Annotated in this window: 18 protein-coding genes; 9 read left to right on the top strand and 9 right to left on the bottom strand. The window is 71.7% G+C overall.

The window, feature by feature from the left end:
- Positions 1-114: 114 nt before the first annotated feature.
- Positions 115-1,035, bottom strand: a complete 921-nt coding sequence (locus BUE43_RS13175) for an NAD-dependent epimerase/dehydratase family protein (RefSeq protein WP_073482881.1) — start codon at positions 1,033-1,035, stop codon at positions 115-117.
- 195 nt (positions 1,036-1,230) lie between these two features.
- Positions 1,231-1,911: a TetR/AcrR family transcriptional regulator gene (locus tag BUE43_RS13170; protein WP_073482879.1), complete on the bottom strand. Its 681-nt coding sequence runs from the start codon at positions 1,909-1,911 to the stop codon at positions 1,231-1,233.
- A 132-nt stretch (positions 1,912-2,043) separates the two neighbouring features.
- On the opposite strand from BUE43_RS13170, the gene BUE43_RS13165 reads away from it, so the two are divergent.
- The gene (locus tag BUE43_RS13165; protein ID WP_073482877.1) at positions 2,044-2,409 is read left to right on the top strand and encodes a hypothetical protein; all 366 of its coding nucleotides are present in this window, start codon (positions 2,044-2,046) and stop codon (positions 2,407-2,409) included.
- A 24-nt stretch (positions 2,410-2,433) separates the two neighbouring features.
- On the opposite strand, the gene BUE43_RS13160 is transcribed toward BUE43_RS13165, so the two are convergent.
- The 4 genes from BUE43_RS13160 to bla (BUE43_RS13145) all read right to left on the bottom strand — a co-directional run bounded on the left by BUE43_RS13160 (position 2,434) and on the right by bla (BUE43_RS13145) (position 5,956).
- The gene (locus tag BUE43_RS13160) at positions 2,434-3,141 is read right to left on the bottom strand and encodes an alpha/beta fold hydrolase (protein WP_073482875.1); all 708 of its coding nucleotides are present in this window, start codon (positions 3,139-3,141) and stop codon (positions 2,434-2,436) included.
- A 135-nt stretch (positions 3,142-3,276) separates the two neighbouring features.
- Positions 3,277-3,909 (bottom strand): D-alanyl-D-alanine carboxypeptidase family protein, encoded by a 633-nt coding sequence (locus BUE43_RS13155; protein ID WP_083959643.1) that lies wholly within the window; start codon positions 3,907-3,909, stop codon positions 3,277-3,279.
- A 142-nt stretch (positions 3,910-4,051) separates the two neighbouring features.
- The gene (gene bla, locus BUE43_RS13150) at positions 4,052-4,951 is read right to left on the bottom strand and encodes a class A beta-lactamase (protein WP_073482871.1); all 900 of its coding nucleotides are present in this window, start codon (positions 4,949-4,951) and stop codon (positions 4,052-4,054) included.
- Between the two features lie 81 nt (positions 4,952-5,032).
- Positions 5,033-5,956 carry a class A beta-lactamase gene (gene bla / locus BUE43_RS13145; protein ID WP_073482869.1) on the bottom strand — a complete coding sequence of 308 codons (924 nt, stop codon included), beginning with the start codon at positions 5,954-5,956 and terminating at the stop codon, positions 5,033-5,035.
- A 123-nt stretch (positions 5,957-6,079) separates the two neighbouring features.
- On the opposite strand from bla (BUE43_RS13145), the gene BUE43_RS13140 reads away from it, so the two are divergent.
- Positions 6,080-7,045, top strand: coding sequence for a LysR family transcriptional regulator (locus tag BUE43_RS13140; protein WP_073482867.1), 966 nt, complete (start codon positions 6,080-6,082; stop codon positions 7,043-7,045).
- Positions 7,042-7,968 carry a serine hydrolase gene (locus tag BUE43_RS13135; protein WP_073482865.1) on the top strand — a complete coding sequence of 309 codons (927 nt, stop codon included), beginning with the start codon at positions 7,042-7,044 and terminating at the stop codon, positions 7,966-7,968. Before BUE43_RS13140 ends, BUE43_RS13135 begins: the two co-directional genes overlap by 4 nt.
- Before the next feature lie 102 nt (positions 7,969-8,070).
- On the opposite strand, the gene BUE43_RS13130 is transcribed toward BUE43_RS13135, so the two are convergent.
- Positions 8,071-8,826: a class I SAM-dependent methyltransferase gene (locus tag BUE43_RS13130; protein WP_200797530.1), complete on the bottom strand. Its 756-nt coding sequence runs from the start codon at positions 8,824-8,826 to the stop codon at positions 8,071-8,073.
- A gap of 122 nt (positions 8,827-8,948) precedes the next feature.
- Here BUE43_RS13130 and BUE43_RS13125 point away from each other — a divergent pair, with 122 nt between their 5' ends.
- Complete coding sequence (locus BUE43_RS13125; protein ID WP_073482861.1) at positions 8,949-9,536, top strand: TetR/AcrR family transcriptional regulator; 588 nt, start codon at positions 8,949-8,951, stop codon at positions 9,534-9,536.
- 51 nt (positions 9,537-9,587) lie between these two features.
- Here BUE43_RS13125 and BUE43_RS13120 read toward each other — a convergent pair whose 3' ends face one another.
- Positions 9,588-10,241, bottom strand: coding sequence for a hypothetical protein (locus BUE43_RS13120; protein WP_073482858.1), 654 nt, complete (start codon positions 10,239-10,241; stop codon positions 9,588-9,590).
- A 265-nt stretch (positions 10,242-10,506) separates the two neighbouring features.
- Here BUE43_RS13120 and BUE43_RS13115 point away from each other — a divergent pair, with 265 nt between their 5' ends.
- The 3 genes from BUE43_RS13115 (at position 10,507) to BUE43_RS13105 (ending at position 13,414) form a co-directional block, all read left to right on the top strand.
- A complete protein-coding gene (locus tag BUE43_RS13115) occupies positions 10,507-11,496 on the top strand; it encodes a threonine ammonia-lyase (protein ID WP_073482856.1) in 990 nt (329 codons plus the stop codon).
- A 197-nt stretch (positions 11,497-11,693) separates the two neighbouring features.
- Positions 11,694-12,263: a DUF4365 domain-containing protein gene (locus tag BUE43_RS13110; protein WP_073482854.1), complete on the top strand. Its 570-nt coding sequence runs from the start codon at positions 11,694-11,696 to the stop codon at positions 12,261-12,263.
- Positions 12,260-13,414 carry a hypothetical protein gene (locus BUE43_RS13105; protein ID WP_073483785.1) on the top strand — a complete coding sequence of 385 codons (1,155 nt, stop codon included), beginning with the start codon at positions 12,260-12,262 and terminating at the stop codon, positions 13,412-13,414. The genes BUE43_RS13110 and BUE43_RS13105 overlap by 4 nt, the downstream gene beginning before the upstream one ends.
- Before the next feature lie 28 nt (positions 13,415-13,442).
- On the opposite strand, the gene BUE43_RS13100 is transcribed toward BUE43_RS13105, so the two are convergent.
- Positions 13,443-14,423: a DMT family transporter gene (locus BUE43_RS13100; protein WP_234995704.1), complete on the bottom strand. Its 981-nt coding sequence runs from the start codon at positions 14,421-14,423 to the stop codon at positions 13,443-13,445.
- Between the two features lie 734 nt (positions 14,424-15,157).
- On the opposite strand from BUE43_RS13100, the gene BUE43_RS13095 reads away from it, so the two are divergent.
- Positions 15,158-22,678 (top strand): type I polyketide synthase, encoded by a 7,521-nt coding sequence (locus BUE43_RS13095; RefSeq protein WP_073482852.1) that lies wholly within the window; start codon positions 15,158-15,160, stop codon positions 22,676-22,678.
- Positions 22,671-23,381 carry a hypothetical protein gene (locus BUE43_RS13090; protein ID WP_143174144.1) on the top strand — a complete coding sequence of 237 codons (711 nt, stop codon included), beginning with the start codon at positions 22,671-22,673 and terminating at the stop codon, positions 23,379-23,381. The genes BUE43_RS13095 and BUE43_RS13090 overlap by 8 nt, the downstream gene beginning before the upstream one ends.

Raw genomic sequence — 23,381 nt, 5'->3', positions numbered from 1 at the left:
ACATCCGACGACGACGCTGCCGTCGCCGTCGCCGTCGCCGTCGCCGCGAGCAGCAGATCCGCCGCCTGGCAGCGGATCTGCTGCTTTCGGCTTCGGAGCCAGTTCGGTCGGCAGTCAGAACACCGTGCGTTTCCGCGTGACGAACCATTCCACCGTCGTGCGCAGCGCTTCGGTCAACGGCGTGGCGTGCCAACCGAACGTGCTGGTGAACAGCGAGTCGTCCATCACGAACGGCTCGGTGTGCCAGTAGAACAGCTCCGCGTACTCGGCCATGAACTGCTCGTCGAACGGCCCCCACGGCGTGGGACGGTCCACCAGGTAGGCCCGGATCGGCCTGCCCAGGATCTCGCCGATCAACTCGTGCACCTGCCGAGTCGACAGCGCGGGCGCCACCGGCAGGTGCCACAGCCTGCCGAGGGCCTCCTCGCGCTCACCGAGGATGGCCAGGCCCCGGGCCAGGTCGGGGACGTAGGTGTAGCTGCGCGGCAGGTCGATGTCGCCGAACCCGGCCACGGGGTCGCCGTCGAGCGCGGGCGGGAACACGGCGGCGCCCAGCGACGAGGTCAGCGTCCTCGGCCCGAAGAAGTCGGCGGCCACGCCCAGGGCGACCGGCAGGCCGCTGTCCAGGTAGCGCTCGACCATGCGGGCGCGGACCCGCCCCTTGCGCGAGGTGGCGGCGAGCGGGGTGCGCTCGGTCATCGGCGCTCCGCCGGACGGCCCGTACATGCTCAGGGTCTCGACCGTGACCAACCGCGCGCCCGACGCGCCGACCGCGTCGATCAGCGAGTCCTGGATCAGCGGCAACACCGTGGTCTGCCGCGCGTACGGGACGTGCGTGCAGTTGTAGACGACCTCGGCGTCCCCGATCACCTCGGCTAGCGCCCGTCGATCGGACACGTCGGTTCTGACCAGCGTCGATCCTTCCGGCAACTCCGCCCTGCCCGACCGGTTGACCACGCGCACGGCGTACCCGCGTCCGACCAGCTCGTCGACCAGGGACAGACCCACCGGCCCAGTACCCAGCACCACCCGCATAGCGGCAACATCCCCTCATCGTCGTTATAACCTCTTATCTCCGTTATAGCGACTCACGACTGGGCTGGCAAGCGTCCCGCCACCGGCCCCCGGGACGCCGGACGGCTCGGGTGAGGTCGGTCAGCGACGAGAACAACCGCACGGAAGAGGAGCCCGCGTTACCGACGGGGTAAGCCGCTCAGCGCGAGCCGGCGGTCAGCGTGGGGAGCGGAGAAGGTCGTGCACGCTGAGCGGAACCGACGGCGGGAGGGGCTCGTTCGGATCGGCGTGGTCCGCCCGCACGGAGTTGAGCAGGTACGCGACGAGCCGTCGCGACGCGGCGAGGGTTCTCTCCGGGGAGTCGGCGGTGATGCCCCTGGTGGCCATGAGCAACAACGTGAGGTCGTCGGTCGCGAAGTCGGCGCGCAGGTGCCCGCTCTGCTTGGCCCGCCTGGTCAGCTCGGCGAACCCCCACATGGCGCGCTCCCGTCCCCGCTCGATGTCGACCGCGTCGGGGAACGCCGTGACGAACGCGGGGACGAAGCACCGGTCGACGGTCTGCACCGCGCAGATCTTCTCGATGACGGAGCAGAACCCGCGCCACGGGTCCGGGTCGGCCAGCGCTTCGTCCACAACGGACAAACAAGCGGCGAACTGGTCCGCGAACGCCTCGGTGATCAGTGATTCCCTGGTGGGGAACCGACGGTAGAGCGTCGCGACGCCGACGCGCGCGTGCCGGGCAATCGTGGCCATCGGCACGTCGATCCCCCGTTCGGCGAACAGGGTGCGGGCGACCTCGACGATGCGGTTGCGGTTGTGCGCCGCGTCGGCCCGCAGCCCCGGCACCTCGCCGGAGTCGGCCGAGGCGGCCCGCATCCGAGAGGACCTGGCGCCCATGTCTCTCACTTTAGGTCACGCGGATGACGCACTCCCCCGGCGGCGCTAGCGTGACGATCACAGCGGAGGGTTTTCCCCCGCCGCCGAACAAAGTGACGCGGTTCTGCGTCCGAGGTTTCCGGGTTCGTTCCGATGGAGGGTGTTGTGCGCGCCAGGAAGTGGTTCCAGCATCGAGCCGTGGGTCGGGTCAACGCGTGCGTGGTCGCGCTGCGGTCCTCGCCCCGGTGGGGAGGACTGGTGAGCAGGCGGTTCACCGTCGTCACCTACACGGGACGGCGCTCGGGACGGACGTTCAGCACGCCCGTCGCCTACCGCCGCGCGGCCGACGTCGTGACGATCGGTGTGCAGTTTCCCGACTCCAAGACGTGGTGGCGCAACTTCCTGGGCGAGGGCGGCCCCATCTCGCTGAACCTGGACGGCGAGGACCGCGCTGGACATGCGGTCGCGCGCCGCGATCCCCGTGGCCGCGTCACCGTCACCGTGCGCCTGGACAAGTGAGACCCCGCGCGGGGCCTTGCACCGTCATGGTTTGCCGATGGCGGCGAGGATCGCGTGCGCGAGGTCGTGGGGTCGGGTGAACTGCGGCCAGTGCCCGGTGGGCAGGTCGACGTACTCGACGTGGCGGATCCTCGTGAACTCCCGCACCGACTCCACGTTCCGCGCGATCCAGTCACGCAGCATGGCGGTGGAGTACTCCGTGGCGATGGCCGTGACCGGGACGTCGTACCGGCGTGGGTCGCGGAGCCGCTGTACGTCCCGAGTGATCCGCGCTGGTGAGGGGATGGACCGCTCGCGGAAGCTCGCGCGGAGGTCCTCGTCCAGACCGGCCAGGTCCTCGTCGCCGAAAACCGACCAGTCCGGCAAAGGAATCTCGCCGTTCTCCTCGGGAAAACTGTCGGCCACGGCGCCACCGTCGCCGGACGGGAAGCCTCCGATGTGGACGGCGCGGGTCACGCGGTCAGGCCGGGCGTCCACGGCGGCGTGGCAGATGCCGCACCCGGCGGAGTGCCCCACCAGAACGACCTTCTCTCGCGGATCGACGGCGTCGATCTCCCGCACCACCGCCTCGACGTGGTCGCGCAAGGTGATCCGCGAGCGATCCGCGTCCCTCGACGCCATGCCGGGCAACGTCACCGGACGCGTGCGGTGCCCCGCGGCCGCCAGCACGGGAAGGACCTCCGCCCAGGAGGAACCGTCCAACCACAGACCGGGAACCAGGATCACATCCATGCCCGCCGCCCCCTTTCTGACCCGCGAGGCCGAAGAGCCCCTGCGGGAACCCCGACAAGGGCGCGAACACATCGGAGCCCGCTGACACCCGAGACCGGGCCGGCAGCGAACGCTACCGGCCCGGCGCGGTGGGGCTCAGCTCCCGGTGGCACTCGGCAGCATCGGCGGGCAGCCCGCCGATGCGTAGCTCGGGTCGTACTCGAAGTGCCATTCCTCGTTCTGGTAGCGGCGGCACCACCCCAGCGCGGGTCCGTTGCGCTCCACCCAGCCGGCCGCCCGGAGTGGCTGGATGTCGACCGCGATTCCCTTGACGTGCATGGACTTCTCCGGCGGCAGAACGTACTTGGCCGCCAGCTCCCGGGTGCCGAAGCGCCGCACGGCGTCGGAGAACTCCCGCTCCTGCTGGCCCACGCTCCGCTTGCCGTCGTTGAGGCACAACTGGATGCCCTGCTCCCCCGCCCTGGCCCGCAGCCGGTTCCAGGCCGCCAGCACGTCGGGGCGCAGGGATTCCGGCTGCTCGTCGACGTACCGCTTGTCGACGGGGCAGGCGGGACCGGTCTCCGGACCCGGAATCTCGTCAAGGATCGCGGCCGGCTGGCCGGCGACCCGGTCGAAGGCGTACGCCGCCCGGCCGGTCACGCCCAGCGCGCCGACGACAGCCTCGCCGAGCACGAGCGCCAGCAGCGCGCCGATGACCACGCGCCTGCGCCAGGAGCTCTTTTCTCTGGGAGGTGGCGTGTCGTCTTCGACGTCGGGCGTGGTGGGCACCGCGTCGAAGCTACCCTCCGACGGTTCAGCCTCCCCACCACCGGTGACATTGGACACAACTAACCCCAGTTCCGCGCGATCGCGCGTCTCGTTTCACTGGCAACGCACGGGAAACGCGCCCGCACAGAGTGTGGTGATTCGGTCAGGTGAGGGTTTCCACCGCGTACCTGGTGGCGTCCGCCAGAAGGGCCTGCTTGTACTCGGCGTCCTTGGTGGCCTTGCTGGACATGATCGAGATGAGCAGCGGCGCGGAGTTCGGCGGCCACACCAGCCCGATGTCGTTGAGCGTGCCGTAGTCCCCGGTTCCGGTCTTGTCAGCCACGACCCACCCCTTTTCCACGCCAGCCCGGATGCGATCCCCGCCGGTGACGTTGCGCTCCATCAGATCGCGGATGAAGGCCCGCTTCTCCGACGGAAGAGCGTTGCCCACCACGATCTTGCGGTAGGTGGTGCCCAGCGCCCGGGGAGACGACGTGTCGCGGGGGTCGCCCGGTGTGGCTTCCGTGATGAACGGCTCGATCCGGTCCATCCGGGTGACCCGGTCGCCGAGGCCGCGCACGTAGGCGGTCAGCCGGTTCGGCCCGCCGAGGTCGCGCAGCAGGAGGTTGCCGGCTGTGCCGTCGCTGAAGCGGATCGCCGCGTCGCACAGCTCGCGGATCGTCATCCCGGTGTCCACGTGCTGCCTGGTGATGCGGGAGCTCTTCATGAGGTCGGCTTCGGTGTACTTGACCAGAGTGTCCAGATGGGACATCGGGTTGCGGTGCAGGACCGCCGCCGCCGCCAGTCCCTTGAACGTCGAGCAGAACGCGAAGCGCTCGTCGGCGCGGTGGGCGACGGTGGCGCAGGTTCCGGTGTGGACGGCGTACACCCCCAGGCGCGCCTCGTACTGCCGCTCCAACTCGACCAGCCGGTCGTGGCGGGTGTTCTCCGGAGTGGCGGAGGACGTGGGCGCGGCCGCCTCGCTGGTGGCCGCGACCAGCGGGAGCAGCGCCGCCGCGCCCAGCAGGGAGCGTCGGGTGAGGTGCCGTCGCGTGAGCGTCACGGTTCTTCCTCTCGGAGGTGTTCGCGCCAGGACAGCGCGTGTCGCTGGATGATCGTTACCATCAATACCCGAAAGCCCGGATCACTGGCCGGGTGCGAGGGTGCGGGCGAGCAACCGGGCGGTGTCGACGATCAGTTCGTTGTCCGGCGTCGCGTTCTCCTCGTGTTTGGTCGTCAACACGGCCAGGACGATCGGCGTGCCGTCGGGCGTCCACGTCACGCCCACGTCGTTGACCGTGCCGTAGCGGCCCGAGCCCGTCTTGTCCCCGAGTTCCCAGCTCGGCGGCAACGCCGCGCGGAACCGCTTGCTGCTCGTGGTGTTCGCCTTCAGCCACGCGGTGAGCTGCTCGCGGTCCTGGCAGTTGAGCGCGTCGCCGAGGACCAGGTGGCGGTAGTCGCGCCCGATCGCGGCGGGGGTCGTGGTGTCGCGCGGGTCGCCGGGGATGGCGGTGTTCAGCTCGGCCTCGTACCGGTCGAGGCGGGTGTGGGGGTCGCCGAGCGAGCGGCAGAACCTGGTGACGCCGGCGGGGCCGCCGATCTGGCGGAGCAGCAGGTTGCCGGCGGTGTTGTCGCTGTGGCAGATCGCGGCCCAGCACAGTTCGCGGATCCGCATTCCCGTGGCGACGCGCTTCGCGGTGATGACCGAGTTCTCCACGATGTCCGCTTCGGTGTAGCGGATCAGTCGGTCGAGGAATTCGCCGTCGCGGTCCAGATCGCGCAGGATCGCCGCGGCCGCGAGGGTTTTGAACGTCGAGCACATCGGGAACCGCTCCCCCGCCCGGTAGGCCACGGTGGCGCCGGTGCGGGTGTTGGTCGCGTGGACGCCGAGCCGGGCGCCGTGCTGGCGCTCCAGCTCCCGGAGCTCGTCGTGCACGGCCGGCCGGCGGTGGCCCGACGCCGAGGCGGAGCCCGTGGCGAGGAACCCGGTGGCGAGCACGCCGGCCGCCGAGGCGGCGAGTCCGACGCGCAGCGCGGAACGACGGGAAAGGGAGGTGTCACGCGCCATTCGGCACTCCGTTCGGGGGTTCTTGATCACGTCCGGATGGACGAGCCGAGCTAATCAGCGCGTTCCGCTCCATGTCCAAGAGCTATCTTTGAACGACCTATACCTTTTTGGTATACATGCGGCGTGGACCTGCTCGCGCACCTGGAGGCGTACGTCGCCGTCGCGGAGGAAGGCAGCTTCTCCCGGGCCGCCGACCGGCTGTACATCGCGCAGCCGGTGCTCAGCCGGCGGATCAGGAACCTGGAGCAGCACCTCGGCGGCGAGCTGTTCGACCGCTCCCGGCGCCAGGTCACCAGCACGGACCTCGGCGTCCTGCTGCTCCCGCACGCCAGGGACGTGCTGGGCCGCGTCGACCACCTGCGGCAGACGGCCAGGACGGCGCTCGCGTCGGCGACGCGCGTCCTGGGCGTGCCGCCGGACTGCGATCCGGCGGCCCTGGCCCGCGTCATCCGGGCCGGCGCCGACCGGGGCGTGACGATCGGCGTGCAGGAGCTGTCCGCCGAGGAACGCGCGAGCGGCATGGCGGACGGCTCGCTGATGTTCGCCCTGCTCCGGGTGGCGCCCGAGACGGCGTCCCACCGGGTCCCACTCGGCCTGGCCTCCGCCGTCGCCGTGACCGTCTCGTCCCGCCAACGGCTGGTGCACCTGGAGAGCCTGCGACCACGGCGGGGGACGGACAGCGGATCACCGCCGTCCATCCTGGTGACCGCCGAGGACGAGATCGGCTTCGCCACGGAGCGGTTCCGCAAGGCCGTCGCGCGCGCCGGCCTGCCCGAGGGGCGGGTCCGCGCCGTCACCTCGAACGCCACCGCCGTGGCCGAAACGCTCGCGGGCCACGCCGTGTTGCTGTGCGCCGAGCCGTTCGCGCGCCGCCACGGCCTGGCGTGGTCGCCGCTGGCGGACGTGACGCTCCACCGCGGATACGAGCTGGCGACCGCCACCCGCCGCGTGGGTCAGCGCGAAACCCCCGCACTGGACTGGTTGGAACCGCTACTCGCCGAGGCGATCGGCGCCGCCACCGAGAAGACCACTGTGGACAGTGGCGTCTTCGCGCCGGACGCCCGCTCCGGCATGGCGGCACGCGGATGAGGCCGCGCCGTCCGGAGTTCCTCGCCAGCACGGCCGATCTCCTCTCCGTCGCCGAGTCGATCTTCGAGGAGTGGCAGGAGGTCGGCGCCGTCGGCCACCTGCTGGCGCGCAACATCGACACCGGCGAGGAGCTCGGGTTCGACGTCGACACCCCCGTGCCCCTGGCGTCCGTGGCCAAGGTTCCGCTCGCCCTGGTGGTGCTGGACCAGATCGCGAGCGGAACGCTGGACCCCGCGACGCCGGTGACGATCGACCCCGCGACGAAGAGCGTCGGCCCGACCGGCCTGGCCGCCTTCCGCCACCCCGTGACCGCGGCCGTCGGCGACCTGGTCCACCCGACGTTGACCGTCAGCGACAACGCCAGCGCCGACGCGTTGTTCGACCTGGTGGGCGTGGACCAGGTCGACGAGCGCCTGCGGGAGTGGGGATGCGCGGGAATCCGCATCCGCCACCGGATGCAGCGCATGTACGACTGCGCGGCCGGGGTGGCCGGCAACGACTTCGGGCTTGCCCTGGAGTTGGCGATCCGGGACGACGTCGCCGGCCAGCACTCCATCGAGACGCTCAACCCCGCCTACGCGAACGTCGGCAGCGCGACGGCTCTCGTCGAGTTGCTCCAGCGGATCTGGCTGGACCGGATCTCCCGACCGGAGGCGACCGCCGAACTCCGCCGCGTGATGGGGTTCCAGGTCTTCTACCAACGCCTTTCCAGCGACCTGCGCTCCGACTCGGTGCGGGTCAGCGGCAAGACCGGCTCGTTCCTCTACCTGCGGCACGAGATCGGCGTGGTGACGGCCGACTCCGGTGACCGCGTGGCGATCGCGGTGCTGACCCGCTCCCACCGGCGGGCCAGCACCGCCCACGACATCGATCTCGCGATCGGCGCCGCCGCCCGCTCCGCCTTCGAAAGCCTGCGCGCCTGAGGATTCCCTGGCGGCGTGGGGACGGAACGCTCGTCGCGGTGGCGAATCCACAGTGGACAGAGCAAGGCTCTGTCGTTCGCGCGGTGGCGGCGCCGAGACGCCTCAGGTGGCGTTCGTTCGTCCGGCGGTGAGCGCCATGGTCTTGAAGTGCGCTGTGAAGCTGCCGCCCATCGCGTCGACGGCAGCTCCGACGCTGTCCAGCACCTCCGCCAGCTGCTCCGCCGGGAGCAGGGTGAGCAGGCCGGAAGTGGGGATCTGGTCCAACCACTCGTCCCGGGTGTAGGTCCGCTCCCAGTCGAACCGCCACTGCTCCGGCGCGTCGAACCCGCGCGCGTCCCGCACGCCGTCGGTGACCCTGGAGAGCATCGTCTCGTATCTCTCCTTCGTCCGCCGCGGTGTCCACTCCGGACTGTTCGTCACCCGCTGGTAGGCCGCCAGGAAGGCGTGCACCACCTCGGACGGGGGCTCGAACTCGTGCCAGAACAACGCCAGCCGACCACCGGGTCGCAGCACCTGGGCCGCCTTGGCCGCGCCGGCGACCGGGTCCACCCAGTGCCACGCCTGTCCGGCGACGACCGCGTCGAACGTCCGGCCGGCGGGGTCCCACGCCTCGAACGTCGCCACCTCCACGGCGATTCCGGTCCGCCGCGCGAAGTCCGCCATCCGCGCGTCGGGCTCGACGCCGAGCACGTGACAGCCGGCCGCCCGGAACTGCCGGGCCGCGATCCCGGTCCCGCAGCCCACGTCGAGGACGTCGGGTCCGGGGCTGGCGGCGACGATCCGGTCCACCAGCGCGTCGGGATAGCGAGGTCGGGCACGGTCGTAGCGCTCGGCGTCGACACCGAACGACTCGGCCATCTCCCGCTGTCGGTGCGGCTCGGGATCGGGAGGACCCAAGGGCTCCTGGCGCGAAGTGGGCATGCGCCCACTATGGTGGGCACTCGCCCACTCGTCAACGGGCCGAGACGGAAGGAGACGCGATGCCGACCGGCGTGCACCTGCGTGACGTGCGCACACAGCTGTTCGACGCCGCCGAACGCGTCCTGCTGCGGGAGGGGCTGACCGGACTGACCAGCCGAGCGGTCACCACCGAGGCGGGCTGCGCCAAGGGAGTCCTGCACCGGCACTTCGCCGACTTCGACGCCTTCCTGGCCGAGTTCGTGCTCGACCGCGTCAACCAGCTCGCCCCCCAGGCCGCCGCCCTGCGCCAGTCCGCCGGAACAGGCGACGTCGCCGGCAACCTCACCAACGCGCTGACGGCCCTGTTCGGGTCGGTCGCGGTGGCGGTCGTCCCCCTCGTCACCTTCCGGGACGAGCTGCGCGCCCGACTCCGCCAGGACTGGCCGGTCGGCATCCCGGTCCTGACGGAGGCCGTGGACATCATCGCGTCCTACCTCGCGGCGGAACGCGACCTGGGCCGCATCGCGGCGGACGCCGAGGTCGACCTGCTCGCGCCCACGCTGATCGGCACCGCCCACCTGCTGTTCGCCGACCGGAGCGCCACGCCGGACACCCGCACCCTCCACAAAATGGTGACCACCGTCATCGCCAGCGTCGTGCGCGAGTAGCCACCACCAGCTTGTCCATTGTGGACACTCACACCAAACGCACGGCGACGGTCACGAGGCCCACTGGTCGCGGTACTCGACGTGGATCTCACGGGCGTTGCCCAGAACACCGTCGTTGGAGTGGAACTCAGCGCAGTAATGGGAGCGGTTCGGGTGGACGCCGACGTGCCCCGGGCCGTTGCGAGCGACGTCGAAGAAGAGGCGTGCGGTCTCCCGGAACACCTTCGCACTCCCGGTCATGAACAGGGTCTCCGCGTGGAGGTGTTGGTGGAACAGGTCCCGGTTCTCGCGGTAGTGCCGTTCGGCGAAGCCGATCACGGAACCGGCAGCCCGGCCCGCGCTGGGCAGCGTCGCCGTCCGTGAACGCCCCGGCCCCAGCCGTTGGCGCAGCCCCTTCCAGTCCGAGGGCGAGAACTGCAACGAGTGGTGCAGCAGCACGAGGTCCAACTGACGCGAACCCTCACCGAGGACGACACCGGACGGACCCGGATTCGCCCGCAGAGGCAGGTGGATCAGAGCGCGCGGCGAGGAGGCCGCGAGCTCCCACAGTCCCCCGACGCGCAGCGCGGCATCCTGGTCGACGTAGGCGTTCAGGTACCGGTCGTAGTCCACGAGCACGGCCCGACCGAGGGGCCGCGCCGGCCGAATCACCTTGAACTCCACGGACCCGAGACGAGCCCGGTGGATCGTGATGGCCAGCTTCACCGCTTCTCCTGAACACAAAACTCGGCAGTGAGACGAACGCCGCCCCGGGGCCATGATGACAGGACATCTGCCCGGCTGACGAACAGGATAAGGACTCCTTCTCCGCCCGCCGCGCCGCGAAATGGGAACATGTACGACACCCGATATGTCCACAATGGACCAGAAGAGCTGGGCTCGGACCGGCGATCGGTGATCGTCTGCCTGGTATACGTGGAGTTGTTGTCGAGCGATCTCTTCCTGTCCCCTGATCCCACAGGAGAACGCGATGACGGAGCAGACCGGCTCGGAGCACTCCCCCGCGCTCCTGACGATGGACGACGTCCGAGCGGCGGCACGCCGAATCCGGCCGCACGTCGTCCGGACCCCGCTCCTCCCTGCCGGGTGGTCGGCCCCCGGCCACCCCTTGTGGCTGAAAGCGGAGAATCTCCAGCCCAGTGGGGCGTTCAAGCTCCGGGGCGCGACCAACGCGATCCTCAACCTGAGCCCGGGCACGACCGGTGTGGTGACGCACTCGTCCGGCAACCACGGCCGCGCCCTCGCCCACGCCGCCCGGGCCGCTGGTCTGCCCGCGACCGTCGTCGTTCCCGACAACACGCCGCCGGTGAAGATCGCGGCCATCCGGGAGCTCAGCGCGCAGGTGGTGGTTGTCCCGCCCGGGGACCGGGAGCGGGTGGCCGAGGAACTGCGGGCGCGACACGGGTTCGTGCTCGTGCCGCCGTTCGAGTCACCGGCCGTCATCGCCGGGCAGGGCACGGTCGGCCTGGAGATCGCCGAGGACCTGCCCGAGGTCGCCACCGTGCTGGTGCCCGTCTCGGGGGCCGGCCTGATCTCCGGGATCGCGGTGGCGCTGCGTGCGCTGCTGCCCGAAGTCCGCATCATCGGCGTCGAGCCGGCGGACGCCGCGGACGCGGCGGAGAGCCTGCGGACCGGCCACCTGGTGCGCTGGTCGCCGGAGCGCACCGCCCGCACGGTGGCCGACGGCCTGCGGGCGCCCAGCTTGGGCGAGTTGACCTGGGCCCACGTGCGGCAGCTCGTGGACGACATCGTCCAGGTCCGCGAGGACGAGATCCTCGCCGCGATGCGCGTCCTGGCCACACAAGCCCGCCTGGTGGCCGAACCGTCGGGTGCGGTGGCCGCCGCGGCCTACCAGGCCCACCACGCCTCATTCCCCCACGGCCCGGTCGTCGCCGTCGTCTCCGGCGGAAACGTCGAGCCCTCCCTGCTGGCGCGGGTTCTGACCGAACGGCCCAGCTGATCGCGCGCGTTACGAGCCTCAGGTCTCGTTGGTCGCGCGCGGGGTTGGCGCCTCTCGTGATCCTGACGTCTGGGCGCCACGATGCGGGGGCCCATGTACCGATCAGCACCAATCAGGTGAACACGTTCCGACTTCGAGGGCACCGGCCCCGGTCCCGCTACTGTGCTGCCCGCTCGGGGTTGATGGGAGGGACGCGCATGAGCGGTGTCAACGGCAACGGCAGCCTCCGAACAGAACCAGTGGCGGAGGCCCCGGACGGGGGTCTGCCGATCACGGCCCGGCAGGAGCAGTTCAGCCTGGCCTTCGTGCGCATGGTCGCCGCCGCCGCTGGCTGCTCGATCAAGAGCCACGAGACCGACTACGACGGAGTCGACATCACGGTCGTCTCGTCCGCCGAGTACGAGAAGTACTACTGCCCTGAGTTCGAGATACAGCTCAAGTGCACAACACAGCACCACCTGCTCAAGGACGACCACTTGGCGTGGTCGCTGGAACGCGACCGGTTCCTCAAACTGGTCAACCCCAAGCGGTTCACCCCGGCGCTTCTCGGCGTGTTGCTCATCCCCGAGGACCCCCACCAGTTGCTCGACCTCTCGGAGGAGGGCATGACCAGCTCCAGTCGGATGTACTGGGAGCACGCGACGAACCTGGGCAGGATCGAGGACGGCAAGGCCAGTAGGACAGTGCGCCTACCCAGAATTAACCTGTTCGATGTCCGCGGGCTCCAGAGCCTCATGCACAGGATCGGTGAAGGAGGCCAGTGGTGAACGGCATCTCGCTCGACAGCTACCGCGACCTCGCGTCCACCCTGTCGCCGCCCGCCGTCTCCCAGTACCTCGCCACGCATGACTGGCAGCTGGAGAACCGGGACCAGGACGTCAGGGAGATCTGGCGCCTTCCCGGAGAGAACGGACCGCTGGGGCGGATCATGCTGCCGCTGGCCACCGACTACGTCGACTTCCCCCAGCGCTTCCGCGACGCCCTTCGAGCTCTCGCCGCGATCTACGGCTGGGACGCCGCGCAACTGGTCGAACGCATCGCCGCCAACCGTGCCGACCTGTTCTTCGTACGCCTGGACCAGGAGATGGTCGACGGCACCATTCCGTTCCGACAGGCCGAGAACACCCTGGAAGCCCTGTTCAGGATGATGAAGGCCGCCGCGACGACCGCCGACGACCCCTCTCACTCACACCGTGGTCGGCGGTCTGCCACTGTCACGAACTTCCTGGAAGACGAGATTCGTCTCGGACACACCAAACGCGGCAGCTTCGTGTTCACCGTCGTCGCGCGTCTCGGTGACGCACCCCCACCCCACGAGGACGGAACATCAGCCGTGCCCTTCCCGCGCACGGTGATGACGACGCTCGCGACCGGCCTCCAGTCGACGCGGCGGTTGGCGCTGAACTGGGATGAAAGCGCCCTCGACCAGGCCGGGCAGTTGGGGCTGAGCGCCAGTCTGGTCGAGTCTCTGCTGGAGCTGACCCAGCCGGAAGCCCTCCGCGCGCTGGATCTCTCGTTCGACTGGGCAGCCGCCGAGCCGCGACCCGCTGTGGCAACCTCTCGCATCGTCGTCGATCGTGACGCCATGGCAGGACTGCCTCGTGTCCGGGAACGGTTGGTGCGGCGTGAGGAACCGCCTCGCCGGGAGACCCTGCTCGGCATGGTGCGCACGCTCAACCGGGAAGATCCCAGCGACGAGGAGCAGGAAGCCACGAGCATCGTGCTGAGTGCGCATGTGGGTGGGCGTCTGCGCAAAGTGCACGTGCCGCTGACCGGTGCGGATTACGAGTGGGCGATCCACGCGCACCAGACCAAGATGCCGATCGTCGTGTCCGGGGACCTGGTGTTCGAACGCGGCACATGGCGACTGACCGGAACAGTCACCGTCGAACGGAGCTTCCTGGACCGCCAACCCTGATATTCGAGGATCGCGCGCGTTACGAGCCTCAGGTCTCGTTGGTCGCGCGCGGGGTTGGTGTTTCTCGTGGTCCTGATGGCTGTGTGGCACGGGGCTCGGCGGGCGCGGGTTCGGGGGACGGGGTTTGGCGGCCTCGGACGACGGCGCCCACGGCGACGAGGGCGACCACGCAGGCCACGCCGCCGAGGGTGAACAGCGAGAAGCGCAGTCGGCCGTCGGCGAGCTGCATGGCGAAGGCGAACAGCGGGGACAGCGAGACCAGCAGGGACGTGGTGATCGGTTCGGTGTGGCGGATTCCGATCTGGAGCACGTAGACGGGGAGGCCGACGCCGATGACCGCCACGACCAGGCCCGGCACGAGCGCGGTGGACAGGTCGGCGTTGTCCTCCAGTGCCACCAGGACCCACGCCACCGCGCTCATCAGCAGGAACCGGGTGGCCAGCACCGAGCCGGGGTCGCACCCGGCGTCGCTGAGGCGCTTCATGTAGATGATGTTGAACGCCGAGCCGACGGCGCAGACGACGGTGAGGGCCAGTCCGATCAGGGCGTCGCCGGCGGTCACGTCGCTGAGCCCGCTGCGCCCGGTGAACGAGCCCCACACCAACGCCCCGAGCAGGACGCAGATGCCCACCGAGACCAGTACTTCGGTGGTCATCACGGTGCTGTGCCGGCGCAGCAGCGGTCCCGCGAGGACGGTGATCACCGGGCCGAGCGCGAGCCCGATGACGTTGACGATCGCGGGTTCCAGGTAGTTCAGGGCGTAGAGGGTCGTCAGCCAGGTCACCGCGGTGGTGATGTTGATGGCCACGAGGTCGCGGCGGTGCGCCGACACCACACCGACACCGAGTTGTCGGGCGCCGCGCCGCCGCCACTCGACCGCGAGGAAGAACACCATGGTGGCCGTGAAGGAGATGGCGGCGAGGGCCGCCGTGCTGACCTTCTCGAAGCGGTTCCCCGCGTAGACGTCCATGGCGGCGGTGAGCGCGGCGTAGGCGAGAAGGGGAAGCACGCCTCGACGGAGATTGGACGCGCTGGGGGTTAACGCGCTATCGCTCACGATGCTCCCTCGGTGTCGCGTCCGGAGTTCAACGCATCGCGCCATGGTTGTACAAGCACACAACCGACGTCCAGTCCTTTCCGCGCGATTTCGGCGCGCATGGGATCTGCCCCGTCCACCGTCCCGGCGGGAGGCGCCGACGGTCGCCTCGACGCGGACGGCCGACCGTCACCGGGTCCACTCAGGATCGCCCGAACCTTGACGTAGACGTCAAACCCGCCTCGCGGCGGCGCGCGCCAGCCTCGGGAGGACCTCCGTCCACCCGAGCCACCAGAGCAGTGTCTGACCCCTTTGGACGCATGGCGAAAAAGGGGCACCCAAGGCGTGGACCACGGTCGCACCCAAATTTCCGCGAGTCCGTTTCCGCATGAGGAACCAATTAATTCACGCAGTCCACCGTCACCGGATCACGGTGGTCCGCAGGAACTCCCAGGACTCCGCGATCTGGGACGTCACCCATACCGCCGCGAACACCAGCACGGCGCCTCGACCCGCCCGTGAGGGTGGGCCGGCGTTCTCTCCGTTCCCCGGTCGAGGGAGCGCTCTCCACCGTCCGGGGGTCGCCTCACGATCCGTAGTGCCCGAGCGGGTTCCTGAATCACCCGCAGGGGCACCACCCGCGCCACGGACAGCTCGCAGGCTCGAAGAGTCCATCGGTGTCGTGGGGGCGGGGAGGCGGGCCGGGAGTGAGCGCGGGAAGCGACAGCACGGGGTCGGCGGTCGCCGTCGTGGGCGCGGCGTGCCGGCTGCCCGGGGACCTTGCCTCCCTGGACCAGTTGTGGCGGGCGTTGTCGCAGGGTCGGGACCTGGTGGGCGAGCTGCCCGAGGAGCGCTTCGACCCGGTCAGGTTCGTGGACCCCGTGCTGCCGAGACCCGGCAGGAGTTACACCTCGGCGGGCGGGTACCTCAGCGACGTGGCGTCGTTCGACGCCGACTACTTCGGGATCTCGCCGCGCGAGGCGGCGCAGATGGACCCGCAGCAGCGATTGCTGCTGGAGCTGGCGGTGGAGGCCCTGGACGACGCGGGGATCACCGCGGAGTCGCTGGCCGGGTCGGACACGGCCGTGCACGTCGGGGTGGCGGACGCCTCCTACGGCGGCCTGCAGATGCTCTCCCCGCGCCGGGTGGACGCCTACACCATGGGCGGCGCGGCGTTGTCCGTCGTGGCCAACCGCGTCTCGCACTGCCTGGACCTGCGGGGTCCGAGCTGGGCGGTGGACACCGCGTGCTCCTCGTCGCTGACGGCGGTGCACCAGGCGTGCCGCACGCTCGTGGAGGGCACCAGTCGCGTCGCGTTGTGCGGCGGCGTCAACGTGTTGCTCAGCCCGTTCCCCTACGTGGGGTTCTCGCAGGCGTCGATGCTGTCCCGCCGGGGCCGGTGCGCGGCGTTCTCGGCGGAGGCGGACGGGTTCGTGCGCGCCGAGGGCGCCGGGCTGGTCGTCCTCAAACGGCTGGCCGACGCGGAGGCGGACGGCGACCGCGTCCACGCGGTGATCCTCGGCAGCGGCTGCAACAGCGACGGGCACACGCGGGGGTTGGCGCTGCCCAACGGTCAGGCCCAGCGGGCGTTGCTGGAGTCGGTGTACCAGCGGGCCGGGGTGCGCCCGGACGAACTGTCCTATGTGGAGGCTCACGGCACGGGAACCCTGGTCGGGGACCCCATCGAGTGCTCGGCGCTGGGGGCGGCGCTCGGCGTCCACCGCACGCGGGGCGCCCTGCCGATCGGCTCGGTCAAGAGCAACATCGGGCACCTGGAGGCAGGGTCGGGGATCGCGGGCCTGCTCAAGGCGCTGTTGGTGGTGCGGCACCGGCGAATCCCGGCAACGCTGCACGCCGAACCGCTGAACGAGCACATCGACTTCGCCGGGTTGGGGCTCGCGGTGGCCACCGAGCCGCGACCGGTCACCGAGTCGGAGCGGGTCGTGGTCGGGGTGAACTCCTTCGGCTTCGGCGGGGCGAACGCGCACGTCGTCGTGGCCAGTGCCGCACCGCCCGCGCCCGTGGAGCACCCGGCGCGCGAGATCGTCCCGGTGGTGGTGTCGGCCCACACCCCGGACGCGTTGACCAGGGCCGAGGCCGACCTCGCCGAGCGGCTGGCGGAGGCGGGCGAGGAGGAGTTCTACGACCTGGCCCACACCAGTTGTCTGCGCAGGACGCGACGGAAGCACAGCACGGCCGTGCTGGCCTCGACACCGGCCGAGGCGGCCCGGCTGCTCACCGGCAAGGAGACCGGCCATCCGCCGCTCCCCCGCGCGCGCGGCGTGCGGGCGGGGCAGCGCGAGGTCGGGTTCGTCTTCGACGGCAACGGGGCGGCGTGGGTGGGCATGGCCGCCGACCTGCTGGAGCGCGACGCGGTGTTCCGGACGGCGGTGCGCGAGGCCGACGCGGCCCTGGCCGAGCGCCTGGGGTGGTCGGTGGCCGAACGGCTCGGCGCGAGCACGCCCCGGGATCTCGCCACCACCGAGATCGCGCAGCCCCTGCTGTTCGTGGTGCAGGTCGGCGTGGTCGCGATGCTGCGCGAGCACGGCATCACCCCGTCGGTGGTGCTCGGGCACAGCGTCGGCGAGGTGGCCGCGGCGTGGACGGCGGGCGCGCTGAGCCTGGAGCAGGCCGCGCGGGTGATCGCCGAACGCAGCCGCGCCCAGGGGCTCACCGCCGGGAGCGGGCGCATGGTCGCCGCCGCGCTGCCGCCGGAGGCCGCGCGCGAACTGCTCGCCGACTACCCGGAGCTGGAGCTGGCCGCGGTCAACAGCCCCCGCGACGTCACGATCGCCGGGCCGGAGCACCAGTTGGAGAAGCTCCTCGACGAGCTGGCCCGCCGCGAGGTCCACTCCACCAGGCTCGATCTCGACTACGCCTTCCACAGTCGCGCGATGGACCCGGTCCACGACCAGCTCCGCGCGGCGTTGGCGGGGCTGGAGCCGGACGCCACCGCGGTTCCCCTGATCTCCACGGTGACCGGCGACGTCGTCGAGGGCGGTGCGCTGGACGCCGACCACTGGTGGCGCAACATCCGCACGCCGGTCCTGTTCGCCCCCGCCGTCGAGCGGGCCATCGCCGACGGCGTCGGGGTGCTGGTCGAGATCGGCCCGCGCCCGGTGCTGCGCGGCTACCTGCGCGCCATCACCGCCGCGCACCCGGAGAGCGCGTTCGCGGTCGTCCCCACCCTGCGCCGCGACACCGACGGCGCGGCCGCGGTGTCCCAGGCCGCGGCCGCGGTGATCGCGGCCGGCGGGCGGGTGGACTGGGGCCGGTACTTCCCCGTCCCGGGACGCGTCGTGGACCTGCCCGCCTACCCGTGGCAGCGGGAACGGCACTGGGCCGGCAGCGGCGACGACTGGGTGCGCACCAGTGGCACCGGCCGGATCGACCACCCCCTGCTCGGCGAGCGGATGCCCGCCCCGAACCCGACCTGGGACGGCGCCGTCGAGCCGGTCCTGGTGCCCTGGCTGGCCGACCACCGGCTCGCCGGGCGGGTGACCATGCCCGCCGCCGCGTTCGCCGAGATGGCCCTGTCCGCTGGGCGCCTCGCCTGCGGGCACGAGGTGGAGATCGGCCGGCTGGAGGTCACCCGGCCGCTGGTCGTCCCCTGGCCGGACGCCGCGGCCGTGCGCACCCAGGTCAGCGTCGACCCGGGCGACGGGACGGTGATCATCAGCAGCACCCACGAGGACGACGCCCAGCCGCGCCCGCACGCCAGGGGCCGGGTGCGGCGCCGGGTGGGCGAAGCGCCGGACGGCGTGGACGTCGCGCGGCTGCGCGCGGGCATGCGGCCGTGGAGCACCGGCGAGCGGTTCTACTCCGACACCACCCGCTACGGCCTCGACTACGGCCCCCACTTCCAGGTCCTGACCGAGATCTGGACCGGCGACGGCGAGACGCTCGCCGCCTACCGCCACACCGCGCCCCCGGACGACTTCGTGATCCACCCGGCCCTGCTCGACGGCGCCCTGCAGGCCGGTATTCCGCTGGTCAGCGCCCTGGACCAGGGGCACCGGTACCTGCCCGTCGGGTTGGGCGGGGCGCGGGTGTGGCGACGCGCGACGGAGACCGGGTTCGTGCACGTCCGCGACCGCACCCGCGTGTCCGGCCACCCGTGTTGGGACATCACCGTCCTGGACGAGGCCGGCGCGGTCACCGCCGAGCTGACCGGCTGTCGGCTGGGCCGGGTGAGCTGGTTCTCCGGCACCCCCCGATGGCGGCTGCGGACCGAGCTGCGCGCCCAACCACGGCTCGACCAGCCGGCCGCTCCCAGCCCGCTGCCCGACTCGCGGGAACTCCTGGCCGCGGCGCACGAGCGCATCACCCACCTCCGGAACGACCAGGCCGACGTGCTGCGCCGCCTGCCCCGACTGTCCGAGACGGTGGTCGCCCGCGTCTTCGCCCGCGCCGTCCGCGCCGTCCTGCCGCCCTCCACCACCGAGTTCACGATGGCCGACCTGATCAGCGCGGGAATGCGGGAGCGGCACACGAACCTCGTCGGGATGCTGCTGCCGCTCTGCGCGGCCCACGGGTTGGTCGAGCAGGTGGACGGTGATCGCTGGGAGCTGGGCGAGAACGCGCCGGACCCGGCGGAGATCGCGCGACGGTTGCTCCACGAGGCGCCCGGCGCTGTCACGGACGCCCTGCCGGCCCTGTCGGTGCTGTGGAGCCTGCCCGAGGTGCTGACCGGGGCGCGCGATCCGATGGAGCTGTTCGCCGCGGCGGACGAGGAGCAGCTGTTCGCCCAGCTCTACGACGTGGGATGCCTGGCCCGCTTCCACAACCTCGTCGCGCAGGAGCTGGTGCGGCAGATCGTGCGCCGGTGGCCGGTGGAGCGGCCGCTGCGGGTGCTGGAGGTCGGCGCCGGCACGGGCGGCATGACCGCGGCGCTGCTGCCGCTGCTGCCGGCCGACCGCACGTGCTACCTCTACACCGACATCTCGCCGTACTTCCTGTCCCGGGCCCAGAAGCGCTTCGCCCGCTACGACTTCGTGCGGTACCGCACCTTCGACCTGGACCAGGACGGGACGGAGTTCGCCCCCGGGGCGTTCGACCTGGTCGTGGCGTCCAACGCCCTGCACACCGCCAGGGACCTGGAGCGCGCGCTGCGCCGCGTCGCGTCCCTGCTCGCGCCCGGCGGCCGGCTGCTGGCGCTGGAGACCCACTCGGCCGAGACCGCCGCGCCGCTCTTCGGGTTCCTGGACAGCTTCTGGTCCCAGACCGACCGGCACCTGCGTCCGCGCTCCGTCATGCTGCCCCGCGACGAGTGGCCGCCGCTGCTGGACCAGTGCGGGTTCACCGACGTGGCGCAGACCGGGGCGGCCGACGCGCCGGTCCGCGACCAGTGCTCCGCCATCCTCGCCACGGCCCCGGAGCAGGCGACGCCACCATCCGAGCCGCGCGCCGACGCGCCGAGTTCGGCCACGTCCTGGGTCCTGCTCACCGAGTCCGCCGAGGAAACCCCGCTGGCCGAGCACACCGCCCGCCTGCTGCGCGCGGCCGGGCACACCGACGTCCACACGGTCCCGGTGGCCGAGTGGACGCCGTCGGCCGACGCGGACCGAGAGGGCCAGAGCAAGGCGGTCGTGCTGATCCTCGCGCCACCGCCGGAGGACTCGCCCACCGCGCTGCTGGACCGCACCACCGATCACGCGGCACTGCTGCGCCGCATCGTCCGCGCCCAGCGCGAAACCACCGCGCAGTGGGCGTTGTGGGTGGTGACCAGGCCCAGCGGCGTCATGCCGGCACCGGCGGCCGCCACCTCGCCCGGCGACGCCGCGGTGTGGGGGTTGGCCCGCTCGTTGGGCAGCGAGTACCCGGACCTGTCCGTGCGGCGCGTCGCGCTGCACCGCGCGGGCGGCCCCGACCACGACGCCGACCGTCTCGTCCGGGAACTGCTGGACCCCACCGACGAGGACGAGATCGTCCTGGCCGAGCAGGGCCGCTTCGTGCCGAGGGAGACCGAGCTCGGCGGCAGCACCGTCCACAATGGACCGTTCGCGCTGGAGATCCGCGACCCCGGACTGTCCTACGAGCTCGTCTGGCGCGCCCGGCCCGCCCCGGTGCCCGGCGAGGGCCAGGTCGTCGTCGAGATGCGCGCGGCGGCGTTGAACTACCGGGACGTGTTGCAGGCGGCCGGGTTGCTGCCCGTCGAGGCGTTCGACTTCACCGGCCACTACGGCAGCGGCCTGGAGGGGGCCGGCGTCGTGACCGCGATCGGGCCGGGGGTGACCCGGCTGGCGGTGGGAGACCGGGTGTACGGCCTGGTGCCCGGCGCGTTGGCCTCCCACGTCCTGGCCCCGGCCGACAGCCTCGACCACGTCCCGGAGTCGATGAGCCTCACCGAGGCCGCCACGATGCCCGTGGTCGTCAGCACCGTGCACCACAGCCTGGCCCGCCTGGCCCGGCTGGCCCCGGGCGAGACGGTCCTCGTGCACGGCGGCGCCGGGGGCATCGGCCTGGCCGTCCTGCAGTACGCCCGCCACCGCGGCGCGACGGTCATCGCCACCGCCGGGACGCCGACCAAGCGCACCCTGCTGACGGCCCTGGGCGTCGAGCACGTGCTGGACTCGCGCGGTCTGGAGTTCGCCGAGCAGGTCCGGCGGATCACCGGGGGCCGGGGCGTCGACGTGGTGGTCAACTCGCTGGCCGGGCCGGCGATGGCCGCCAGCCTGGAGCTGCTGCGTCCGGGCGGGCGCTTCGTGGAGCTGGGCAAACGGGACGTCCTCGCCGACAACAACCTGCCGCTGCGCCCGTTCCACAACAACCTGGCCTTCTTCGCGGTGGACCTGTCCGCGCTGATCACCCAGCCGGCGGAGGCCGCCCAGCTCGCCGCGGAGGTGGCCGAGCTGATCCGGGCCGGCGTCTACCGCCCGCTCCCGCACCGCGTCTACCCGGCGGGGCGGATCGCCGAGGCGTTCGAGCTGGTGCAGCACTCCCGGCACGTCGGCAAGGTCGTGGTCTCCTTCGACCGGGGAGCCGAACCCGTCGTCGTGGCGGACGCCGCCCCTCCGCCAGCACCGCGCGACCCCGAGGGCACCTACCTCGTCACCGGCGGGCTCGGCGGGTTCGGCGCCGCCACCGCGCTCTGGCTCGCCGACCACGGCGCCCGCCACCTGGCGCTGGTCAGCCGGCGCGGGGCGCGGGCGCCCGAGGCCCCTGACCTGCTGCGGGCGCTCGCCGAACGCGGCGTCCACGCCACGCCCCACGCGGCCGACGTCACCGACCCCGACGCGATGCGACGGGTCGTCGCCGAGATCGACGCGAGCGGTCACCCGCTGCGCGGGGTGGTCCACTGCGCGATGCACATGGACGACGCGCCCCTGCTCGATCTCACCGACGAGCGGGTCCGGGCCGTGCTGCGCCCGAAACTCGGCGGCGCCCTGGTGCTCGACCGGCTGACCCGCGACCGCGACCTCGACCTGTTCCTGCTCTACTCCTCGGCGGCAACCACCCTCGGCAACGCCCAGCAGACCCCCTACGTCGCGGGCAACGCGTTCCTGGAGGCGTTGGCCAGGCAGCGGCGGCAGCGGGGACTGCCCGCCAACGTGATCGCCTGGGGCGCCATCGGCGACGTCGGGTACGTCGCCAGGAGCGAGCTCGTCCCGAAGATCGCCTCGCTCGGGCTTGAGGCCATGTCCGCGGCCGAGGCGCTCGCCCTCGCCGGTGCGGCCCTGGCCGAGGACGAGGTGGCCACCACGATCGCGACCCTGGACTGGGCCCGGCTCGTCGCGATCGCCCCCGGCGTGCGGTCGCCCCGGTTCTCGCTGCTGGTCTCCGGGAGCGCCGACGACGGCGGGGGCGGCGTTCCCCTCGCCCACCAGCTCGCCACCATGCCCCCGGACCAGGCCAGGGAGGTCATCACCACCGCGATCACGGAGCTGGTCGCGGAGGTGCTCCAGACCGAACCCGACCAGATCGACCCCCACCGCCGCATCGACACCTACGGCATGGACTCCCTCATGAGCGCCGAGCTGCTCGTGGCCGCCCGCAAGCGGTTCGGCGTCGACATCCCGCCGATGGAGGTGATCAGTGGTGGTGGCACCGTCGCCGCCCTCGCCGAGCAGGTGTCCCTGCGGGTGGGACTCGCCCGGTCCGAGCTGGGCACGCCACCGACCACCGGCCGCGACGAGGCCCGGACCGGTGCGCCTCCCGGGCACCGGCCACCGGCGCCCGCACCGGAATCCGACGACACCTCTCGATTGGAGGACGAGAAGCATGACTGACGATCAGCAACGCCATCCATCCCCCGGCCGTTCCCGCGGTCGGCGTTCCGTCGTGTTCGCCGCCGTGGGTGGCGCGCTCGTGCTGGGCGCCGCCGGCGTGCTCGCCTACGACGGGATGTCCGACCCGGCGGCGGCCGCGCCGCTGTCGGCGAGCCTGGTGTGCTCGGGTGAGCAGACGGTCGAGTTCACCCCCGCCATCACCGACAAGCCAACCAAGATCACCGGACAGGGCTCGGGCCGGCTCGACGACTGCCAGTCGCCCAACCACACCCTGGACGAGGTGAAGTCGGCCGAAATCAGCTACACCCTGTCCGCCACCGCCAGTTGCTCCCAGCCCAGCACGGGCACCGGCGAGACCCGCATCACCTGGTACGGCGAGCCGGACCAGCAGGGTCCCGTCCTCGGCACGACCACCGTGCGCAGCCAGGACAAGCAGACCCTCGTCGGCGACCCGAAGAACCACAAGATCACCGGGGATGTGCGGGGCGTGGCCACCCGGGACAGCTCGCTGCTGGCCGACCACACCGCGATCGTGTCGGTCAGTCCGGCCCACGACGGCCAGACGCCCGACTGCCAGCGCGGGGTGCGGGAGGGGACGGGCACGGCGATGGTCTCCTTCCAGGAACCGGACTCCGACGACGCGCGCTCCGGCGGCACCGACTCCGGCGGCACGGGCTCCGTCGGCTTGGGCTCGCGCCGCTGA

This window comes from Streptoalloteichus hindustanus (genome assembly GCF_900129375.1).
GTDB classification, from domain to species: Bacteria; Actinomycetota; Actinomycetes; order Mycobacteriales; family Pseudonocardiaceae; genus Streptoalloteichus; species Streptoalloteichus hindustanus.
Note: the sequence above shows the minus strand (reverse complement) of the source record. Positions and strands in the feature narration are given on the sequence as shown.

Coding starts and splice junctions, on each gene's coding strand:
- BUE43_RS13090 (WP_143174144.1), top strand. CDS start 22,671: ATGACTGACGATCAGCAACGCCATCCATCCCCCGGCCGTTCCCGCGGT.
- BUE43_RS13170 (WP_073482879.1), bottom strand. CDS start 1,911: ATGGGCGCCAGGTCCTCTCGGATGCGGGCCGCCTCGGCCGACTCCGGC.
- bla (WP_073482869.1), bottom strand. CDS start 5,956: ATGGCGCGTGACACCTCCCTTTCCCGTCGTTCCGCGCTGCGCGTCGGA.
- BUE43_RS13115 (WP_073482856.1), top strand. CDS start 10,507: ATGACGGAGCAGACCGGCTCGGAGCACTCCCCCGCGCTCCTGACGATG.
- BUE43_RS13165 (WP_073482877.1), top strand. CDS start 2,044: ATGGAGGGTGTTGTGCGCGCCAGGAAGTGGTTCCAGCATCGAGCCGTG.
- BUE43_RS13125 (WP_073482861.1), top strand. CDS start 8,949: ATGCCGACCGGCGTGCACCTGCGTGACGTGCGCACACAGCTGTTCGAC.
- BUE43_RS13130 (WP_200797530.1), bottom strand. CDS start 8,826: ATGGCCGAGTCGTTCGGTGTCGACGCCGAGCGCTACGACCGTGCCCGA.
- BUE43_RS13175 (WP_073482881.1), bottom strand. CDS start 1,035: ATGCGGGTGGTGCTGGGTACTGGGCCGGTGGGTCTGTCCCTGGTCGAC.
- BUE43_RS13160 (WP_073482875.1), bottom strand. CDS start 3,141: ATGGATGTGATCCTGGTTCCCGGTCTGTGGTTGGACGGTTCCTCCTGG.
- BUE43_RS13110 (WP_073482854.1), top strand. CDS start 11,694: ATGAGCGGTGTCAACGGCAACGGCAGCCTCCGAACAGAACCAGTGGCG.
- BUE43_RS13135 (WP_073482865.1), top strand. CDS start 7,042: ATGAGGCCGCGCCGTCCGGAGTTCCTCGCCAGCACGGCCGATCTCCTC.